This is a genomic window from Kaistella palustris DSM 21579 (genome assembly GCF_000422265.1).
Lineage (GTDB): Bacteria > Bacteroidota > Bacteroidia > Flavobacteriales > Weeksellaceae > Kaistella > Kaistella palustris.
The window spans coordinates 368,410-377,168 of sequence record NZ_AULL01000013.1 but is presented as its reverse complement, the minus strand read 5'-3'; the positions used below and the strand labels follow the sequence as shown (position 1 = coordinate 377,168).

Annotated in this window: 5 protein-coding genes; 3 read left to right on the top strand and 2 right to left on the bottom strand. The window is 41.4% G+C overall.

What is annotated here, in order from left to right; genetic code table 11:
- On the top strand, window positions 1-597 hold a 597-nt coding region (locus tag H562_RS0105175), incomplete at its 5' end, for a T9SS type A sorting domain-containing protein (protein WP_027376529.1).
- Window positions 598-740: 143 nt separating this feature from the next.
- Here the strand turns inward: H562_RS0105175 and H562_RS0105165 are convergent.
- Entirely contained in the window at window positions 741-3,926 is a 3,186-nt protein-coding gene (locus tag H562_RS0105165; RefSeq protein ID WP_027376528.1) for a hypothetical protein, read from the bottom strand.
- Between the two features lie 193 nt (window positions 3,927-4,119).
- Between H562_RS0105165 and H562_RS0105160 the strand changes: the two genes are divergently transcribed.
- Entirely contained in the window at window positions 4,120-4,872 is a 753-nt protein-coding gene (locus tag H562_RS0105160; protein WP_027376527.1) for a T9SS type A sorting domain-containing protein, read from the top strand.
- Between the two features lie 144 nt (window positions 4,873-5,016).
- Window positions 5,017-5,799 (top strand): T9SS type A sorting domain-containing protein, encoded by a 783-nt coding sequence (locus tag H562_RS0105155; RefSeq protein WP_027376526.1) that lies wholly within the window; start codon window positions 5,017-5,019, stop codon window positions 5,797-5,799.
- A gap of 67 nt (window positions 5,800-5,866) precedes the next feature.
- On the opposite strand, the gene H562_RS0105150 is transcribed toward H562_RS0105155, so the two are convergent.
- Complete coding sequence (locus tag H562_RS0105150) at window positions 5,867-8,686, bottom strand: gluzincin family metallopeptidase (RefSeq protein WP_027376525.1); 2,820 nt, start codon at window positions 8,684-8,686, stop codon at window positions 5,867-5,869.
- Between the last annotated feature and the right edge of the window lie 73 nt (window positions 8,687-8,759).

Below are 8,759 nucleotides of genomic sequence, written 5' to 3'. Positions count from 1 at the left end.
AACAACCAGACCACTACAGGTGAGAAGTATGCGATTTATTCAGGATCTGCCAAAACGGTATATTCCAATATCGATTACAACGATTATTATACAACCGGAGCAAACCTTGGTTTTATAGGATCTGCACGAGCTACACTGGCTGATATTCAGACCAACTTTGGCGGTAACACACATTCAGTTAACGTGAAACCAACATTTGTATCCGAGACCGATCTCCACCTTACAACTGCCAACGCAGGTTTAGACGGAAAAGCAACACCGCTTGCTGAAGTTACTGTAGACATTGACGGTGAGACAAGAAACGCAACAACACCGGATATAGGTGCTGATGAGTTTACCGGTCCAATGGCTGTAAATGATAACACTGCGAAAGGTGTTAAAATTTATCCGAACCCTGTTGTAGATTTCGTGAATATTAATTTCTCCTCGAAAATCGATTCAGTAGAAGTTTACAACGTAGCAGGACAAAAAGTAGTGACCAAAACATGGAATGCTGCTTTCGGTACAATGGATATGAGAAATCTTACTCCAGGTATGTATATCATTAAACTGAAAACAGGTAATGACGTGCAGTCTGTAAAAGTGATTAAGAAATAATTTTTCTAAAAGCTTTATCACATGAAGTCCGGGTTCGCCCGGGCTTTTTTTTGTGCAAAGTTATCCTGGATAATTAGCAGAATTTCTAAGTAACGTGCTGTAAAATTGAAGGTAAAGATAATTTCTGCTGCGCTAATGCTCAATTAAAAACTCGCTTTAACCTGCATAGATCCGATGTGAATGGTGCGTTCGCCGGAATTACGCCCCTCATAATTCAGATTGATCTGTATAAATGAGTTAAGTGCCTGTTGCAGGAATACCGACCACACCTGATTTTTGCCCGGTTTCAAACCATCGAGCATCTGGTTTCCTACGATCGAAAAGTTATTCCCCGTGAAATCATTATTAATAAAAGAAAAACTCCCGCGTACTGAGGTTTTTTTGCGTTCCCACTGCAGACTGCCGGTAAGGTCAAAGGTTTTCAGAAACTCTTCGCCATCCGCACGTTTTTTCTGTCGCAGCGCCGTGGAGAGTTCTGCCTGTACAGCTTCCGTAAATTTATAGGTTGCCTTGGGCTTGGTTTCGAAATTATTTAAAATAAAATCCCGGGACGTAAAAAGTTGGGAAGCGTTTTCAATATGATGCAGCGCGTTTTCCCAATCCGCACGAAAGTCTTTACTGAACCAGTAACCGATATTTAAAAAATGTGAAGTTTGTGACCTTTCCTCGTTGCTGAAGTTGGCATTGATCAGATTTTCATTAGATATAAACCGATAATTCCCGTTCCAACCCGACTTATCTGTAGGATTGAACTGCGCCGAAGCCAGGAGATTCTGGTTCTTCAGGATCTGATCATCATTCTTTTCGAAAGGATTCAAAACCAAAACGCGGCTTCGTTTGTAAAACGAGTTTTGGGAATTCAGTGAAATATTAAAATTCCAGCGCTTCAGGAAGTCGTTCTCAGAATTAAATATCACCGAAGGGTTCACGAACAGAGCGAGCTGCACTTTGTTTTTGTTAGAGGGAATGTAGTTTACAGTATTGGTGTAGATCCTTATATATTGCGCCAGATCAGCATATTCAGCGATCTCGAATTCATCAAGCTGCTGTATGCCATCGCCATTGTAATCCGTCCACTTGTAAATTCCCTGGCCGTCGGTAACTTTTACGTACTGAAACTCCCGCTGAGCTTCCTGACCATTGCCGAGTTCGTAAAATGCCTGCAAACGCATACCATTGCGGAAAAGCTGCTGGTTATAAAGAATATTCCCCACCACGAAATCCTGGTTGTAACTTGCTGTTGTCTGCTGGTCCTGGTAAAACATCTTGCGGTAATGTACCAGCGCACTTAGGGTGGTTTTTTCTGTTTTAATGAGTTGGCTTTCTGCCATGATTCCCAGGATCTGATTCATGTTTTCGAGGGAATTGTTCCGCACCGAATCATTATCACGAAAATAGACGCGCGCGAGAAGCCTGTTCCGCACGGAGTCACTGATCTTTTTCTGCACAAAAACTTCTTTCCAGCTAAAACTTGTAATATCCAGCTGCTCTGTTTCATTGAATTTTTTCATGTTGTGTTCCATATTCGCACCTACAGCCCAACTCCCGGTAGAAGTGGTATATTCCGAGATAATCCCACTGCGCACGAACTGTGTATTTTGAAAAACAGCTTTGGTATCGAGATAAGAAACTTTTCCGGTGGTGTTGAATTTGCCTTTGATCCAGCCAAAATCGAGATCGTTTTTTATACCGCGGTAACTTTCCTTTTCGTCGAGGTAATTGAGTTTATAATTCAGGAAAGACCGGTTGGTCCATTGATTAAGAAAATTAAAGATGAGCCGGTTTTGGGTGATCTGATTGAATTCCTGCGCCAGATTAAAATCCCGGGAAAATTCTACGTCATTGATCCGGTCCAGAATGTGGAAACGTGAATCGATGTGTTGGTATTCAAAACTTGGCGTGCCTTTCCAGGAACCGCGGGTAAATGTTTTATAGCCGAACACACGGCCTGCGTATCCCGTATTTTGATTGGAATCCTTTGAGGAAAAGAGATTTACATCAAAATTACTTAAGGAGATATCAGCGCCGATTTTACCCTCACTCAGCAGAAATTCGGAATTTGCCGAAAAGACCTGCGATTTTTGCGGAGCCGGCAGTTTGCGGACTGCTCTGTAATCGCCTTGGTTTGGTCCCACATACTCGAAGACGCGTCCGTTGTTGGTAGTTTGTTTTATCATATAATCGCCCAGATTTTGCCCGAAATAGGTAAATGCCACCTGGTACAAAGTTTCGGACTGCGCCGTAGAAAACCGGTAAAAGCTCCCCGCTGGATCCTGGACCAGTTCGTAAAGTATTTTATTCACATCATATTCGGAAACAATTCCCGAAGGCGCAAACGTAAGATTAGTGTCGTTTCCTGCATTTGCAAGGATCTGCTCATCTTCTTTGCTGAGGTTTAAGGCGAGTGGTGCATTTTTATTGTCATTCTCCAAAAACCAGTTGAAGCCGAATTTCATTTTTTCCCGCTGATGTTTTACGGCACCCGTCACCAGAAAACGGGTATAGTTCCTGTTCGCATAATTGTAGGAAATGGTAATGAAATTCTGTTTAAATATGGGCCGAAAACTTGTGAATGTAATTTCGCCGGTATTATAATTAATGACGTAATCCTGATTCTCGCCGCGTTTCATTAATATACCGTCAATAAAAACCTGGTCCGAGCCGGAGATAATGGTGATGAACTGTTCGGCGTTTTTTCCTGTAAGCCTGTACGGTCCCTGATTGCCCTCGACTCCCTGAAAGCGGATGCGGTGAAACTCACTCCGCGCGACTCCTGCAGATAAATCAAAGGAAGTTTTATTGTGGCTACCGAAGAGGGTTTGAAACTGCAGGCCCATGCTCCTGCGCTGAAACCGTGCAAAGTAAGTGCTGTCATTGACGAGATCAAGATGTCCGGCCCGCAGGATCGAATTATCTTTAATGTTAAGCTGCATATAGATCTTATCAAATTCTTCCAATGTCTGCGTATAGCCATCCGCCTGAATGGGCAGATTATGATCGGATATCGACGCAAGAACCGAAACATCTTTTGACAGTTTTCCCGAAATCTGCAGATCCATAGAACTCTGCACGCTTTGTCCCTGGTTATTCCCGAACGTGATGCCGCGAATGATGGAACCTTTTGAGTTTAGATCTCCCAGTAATTGAGCGCGTGGATTTTTTACAAGAACACCTTCATCCACAACGATCTTATTGTGCGTTCTTATAAAATCCAGTGTATCACGGGAAAACACATCCTTATCAATTTTGGCAGCGAGTATGGAATCTCTTTTAATGGAATCCTGTGTTATATTTGGGTTTTTCCATGTAAAGATCTGCGCCGTGCACATTTGTACTGCTAAAATGAGGAGGGAAAAGAGGAGTTTTGGAGTCAAATTTTCTCGTAAAAGGAGTTTGTAAAGTAACGAAAAACTGCTTTTAAAATTGTTTTATGACATATATTAGGAAATGTTTGCGCGATTAGGAAATCCGCAATAAAGTATGTATTTTCGCGCCTAATATTAACCTTATTAATTTTTAGTTATGAAAAAAATCTATTCTTTATTCGCGGCTGTAGCTTTAGCTGCAACAGTAAGCGCACAAACAACCGTTTTTAGCGCCACTTTCGATGATGTGAACGGTACCGGCGGAAACGACGGAGCCTGGAGCGGATCTGCGGCCAACACCGCGGCAACCGCACCTGCAGACTGGGTGTATTCCAACATGTACAAAGGTGACCAATGCTTAAAAGGAGGAACCGGCAGCAAGCTTGGATCTATTACCACACCTGCATTAACCGAACTTTCCGGTGTTGCTACGCTTACTTTCCGTGCGGGCGCCTGGGATGGTGCCAGCGAGAAATTAACATTGAATGTGGATATTATCGGTGGTGGTACTTTGGATATGACGACTGTAACGATGGTTAAGGGAGCATTTACAACCTATACAATTCAGATCACTGGAGGCACATCCACCAGTAAACTTGTGTTTGCTGCCGCAGTTGCTGCAAACAACAGATTCTTTATTGATGATATCGTGGTTAAAGCACCTACTCAGGCAGTGGGCAACGTAAACGCGGCCAAAGTGAATCTTGTGAAAAACACAGTTGTGGGTAACTCTATTTTGTTTGCAGATAAAGCAGATATAAAAGTGATCAATACCAACGGTCAGGTAGTTAAGACTGCTTCTGTAAACCAAAATACAGCTTTGGACGTGGCGACTTTACCAAAAGGTATGTATATCGTAACTGCAGTTGTTAACGGTAACAAAATTTCACAAAAAATTATGAAAAAGTGATTTTCAGAAATATTTTTCCAAAGGTTATCAGCAATGGTAACCTTTTTGCATGACAAACATTAGTATTATAAAATACAGAATCGAAAAACAAATTCGTAAATTTGCTTTATCAAATAAAATATTAACAACTTAATTTAAAAAAAAATGAAAAAATTATTTACTGTTTTAGGCGTAATTGCGTTAAGTTCAACTGCTTTTGGCCAGGAACTGCTTGTAAATCCAGGCTTTGAGAGCGGTCTTGCTCCTTGGGCAGCAGGTCCCACAGCAAGTTATACAGCACCTATGATTGCTACAACGGCACCACATACCGGCGCTAACTATGCTGCGTATGCGGGAGTTACAGCTACCACAGGTTTTTACCAGACTGTTCCCATTACCGAAGGTAAATCTTATACAATTTCTTTCTGGTACAAATCCGCTGGTGATGATTCCGATACAAGACTTTGGAGTTTATACAAAACCGTAGCAGGTGGAGCTCCTGTTTACACCACTCCGGACGCGACAACAGATAGTTTCAGAACAAACAACGGATATTTGCCGTCAGCGGCTCAGTGGACTATGTATACTGCTACAATGCCTGCCGGCCCGGGAAGTACCGTACTTGAAGTTGCGGTGCGTGCATACAACAATGCTACCATTGCTGAGTTCGATGACTTCTCCGCTTACGAAGCCGGAACTATGGCAGTGACCGACGTGAAAGCGTTTGACAGCCAGGTGAAAATGAATACCATCGTAGGAAATGATTTGCAGGTTATGCTTCCAGGAAGAGCAACTGTAAATATCTTCTCTGCAGACGGTAAACTGATCAGTTCAAACAGAATCAACAATGCTGAAAAAATCAATACATCTTCTCTGGTAAAAGGAATATATATTGTAACAGTTGATAACGGTTCTGCAAAAGTGAGCAGAAAAGTAGTTAAGAACTAATTGAATTTTTATTCATAAATGAAGCCGCCTCGTCTTTTGACCTGGCGGCTTTTTTTTAAAGATCATGCTAAAACCAGCCTCTTCTAAAATAGCTGGTAATCGCAGAGAAGTTTAAACTGAGTGTGAACCGGATCCTGCGGCCATAATCCTTAAATGAAGGTTCAAAACCCAGTGAGCTCTGAACGGGAAAATAAACCTCCAGAAAATCGGGAATCACTTTTAACTTCACACCGGAATCCCAGATGAATCGCGGATCCACGGATTTGTTTTTATAGACCGCCGCATCTGCATACACGTTAAACCAACGCCAGACATGCGAATCTACATTCACGGAAGAAATCCACTGATCGACTGTACCTCCGACAAAAGATTTAAATCCACCGTCGGCGATGATAAGCTGCTGCGCCAGTACACCTGTGGTCGCACTTTGCCCCAACAGTCCGTATGAAAAGGAATAATTGGAAATCCGCGAAATGCCATAATCGAAAAGTGAATTTTTGGTTTTATTTGTAATGAAATATCCGGCAAAGAAACGCATACTTATTTTCTTGTCCTGTGCATATTCCCAGCGGTACGAGGCCTCACCGGAAACTTTCTGAAAATCCTCCATGAGCTGCAAACCGCCACCGATATATTTCTCGTGGATCATCGAGCGGTCGGAATAAGCGTAACCCACATTCCAGAGGTTATATTTTTTATAATCAGTTGCTGAAGGAAAACGCGGGTCCAGATCCTTATGGTAAAAATTATATGAAAATCCTAAACTCCGCCCGATATCGCTCCTGGGATTTTTAGTAAAATTAAAATTCGCAAAAACAGAAATTTTCTGGTATTTCAGCTCATAATCATAATGAAAGTACGAGCCGGATACGCCCACATCCAAACTTCGGTAAAAACTTTGTGCAGGCTGAAAAGAGTAAGCTACGCCGCCGGAACCTGTCAGTTTCCCTGTTCCTGTACTGAAATACGGCGTAACAGAATAATTGAATTTTCGGTAAAATAAAGATGTGTTTCTGAAATTTAAGCCTACAAGTACGCGGTCATACGCATTGAAGTTCATTCGCGGATTCAGATAAATCTCATTGTATTCCGGGTTAGGAATATCCTTGAAAAGTTTCAGATTGATCTTTTTAGTGTTCGCAAAAAGTCCTTTCGTATACAGGTAATTATTGCGAAAATTTTTCTCGGGGAAAATATATTCATCATTAATGATGATTTTTTCGGCATTTGACTGTGGAATGGTATAAACCACGGGTTTTTGGGAATTATTGGTATCGAACCAGAAAGCCCTTTTTTCGCCGTCTTCCGTTTCGGTTTCTATTTTAAAGGGAATTTGCTGAGACGTGTTTTTCGAGATCTTTACATCGAAGTGATCTTCTTTTTTTACATATCTTTTTAGTTTGAAATCTACACGGTTTTTGCGCTGAAAGAAATCTTCGAGAAAAGCGGCAGAATATCCCGATGCAACAGTCAGCTCATCCAAAAAGTTTTTCTTATCGATGTGTTTGCCGGAGTTTTCCGCTAAATATCCGGTAATGAAATCGTCAAATTTTTCATTTCCCATTTTTTCCCCTACAAACGAAAACAGGCTACCGGTTTCAAAATGGCTGACCGCACTGGCATTGAAATTACTCAGCCGGTCAAACGGCGTATTGATTTTTTGATCCAGATTCTGCGTCATGATATACTGGTACGCGAGACCATAACGTTCAGAAAGTTTCAGTTTGGAGGCGTGGAAAAGTTTCAGCGGCTTTAATCCAAAAACTTTTAAATTCTCGGGCAGGTCGCCGAGGAGTAAAGCATCTTTGTAATAACGGTCGATATACTGAATTTCCAGGTAAGTCTGCAAACCGTTTGTAAGCCAGTGATCCATATTTTTTTCAAAAATCGCCGACTGCGCTATGATATTCTGGGAGAGAATGCTGAAATAATTCAAGTCTGTGCGCTGTGCTTCTGTAAAAAGCTGATACCGGAATTTCCAGAATTTAATGTCATCAACACCGGTAAAATTTTCACTCTGTCTGAATTTTTTACTGATGAAAATTTTAGCGGGAAGTGTACCGATCTTATTTTTAATAAAACTCAGCTGTAAAGGAAGATAGAATTCCAGATTTTCCTTTTCTGCTGCACTTAAGTGATAGCCGAAAACAACTTTTACCGGCGCGCCGTCAATATAAGTTGAAATTGTTTCCAGAGGATGTTCAGAAATCAAAAATTCCGGATCGGTATTAAGTATTCCTTCGAAATAATTCGGCTGTATTTCCTGCAGATTGCTTGCTGAGTAATAATTTACCGGGACATCCAGATTTACTTTCCAGTAATTGCCGGGACTTTGATTTTCTTCTATATCTTTATAGTACTTAGGTTGTTGACCGGCCGTTTCGAAACCGTCGGGAACAAGAAAGAAATATTTTAGTGCAGCAGTTCCGACGCCAGTTCCATATCCCGTAAATTTCTGCGAGGGGAGTTGCAACAAATACTCCAGGTCGAGAGTTATTTTTTGACCGGGCTTTAAAATGTCACTCAGCGTTATGAAAATATTTTCAGCCGACAGGTCAAAGTCAGTGAATACGTGGCCATTTATTGTTATCTGTAAGTTTTTTAACGCACCGAGTTCCTCTGGTGCCGCAAAATATAAATCAGATTTACGGTCTTGGAGTTTCCGGTCTAGCAATGCCGTATTGCGGGTTTTGTACGCGGCAATCCAGTTGAGTAATTTAATATTCCGGAGGTCGGCACCTGTCGTATTTTGGTAGATAATCTCCTGCTTTACCGAGATTTCACGCAGGTCATTTGATATTTTAGCGTCTATGTAAATGCTGTCACGCTGCGCATAAATAGCGACGTAGTTCAGAACAAATAATAAACACCAAAAATATCTTTTCATCTTCAAATCAAACTCAAATATAATGATGTTTTTTCTAAAGTTCCCTGATTTCTGGCACTTGTAAAATAATTGT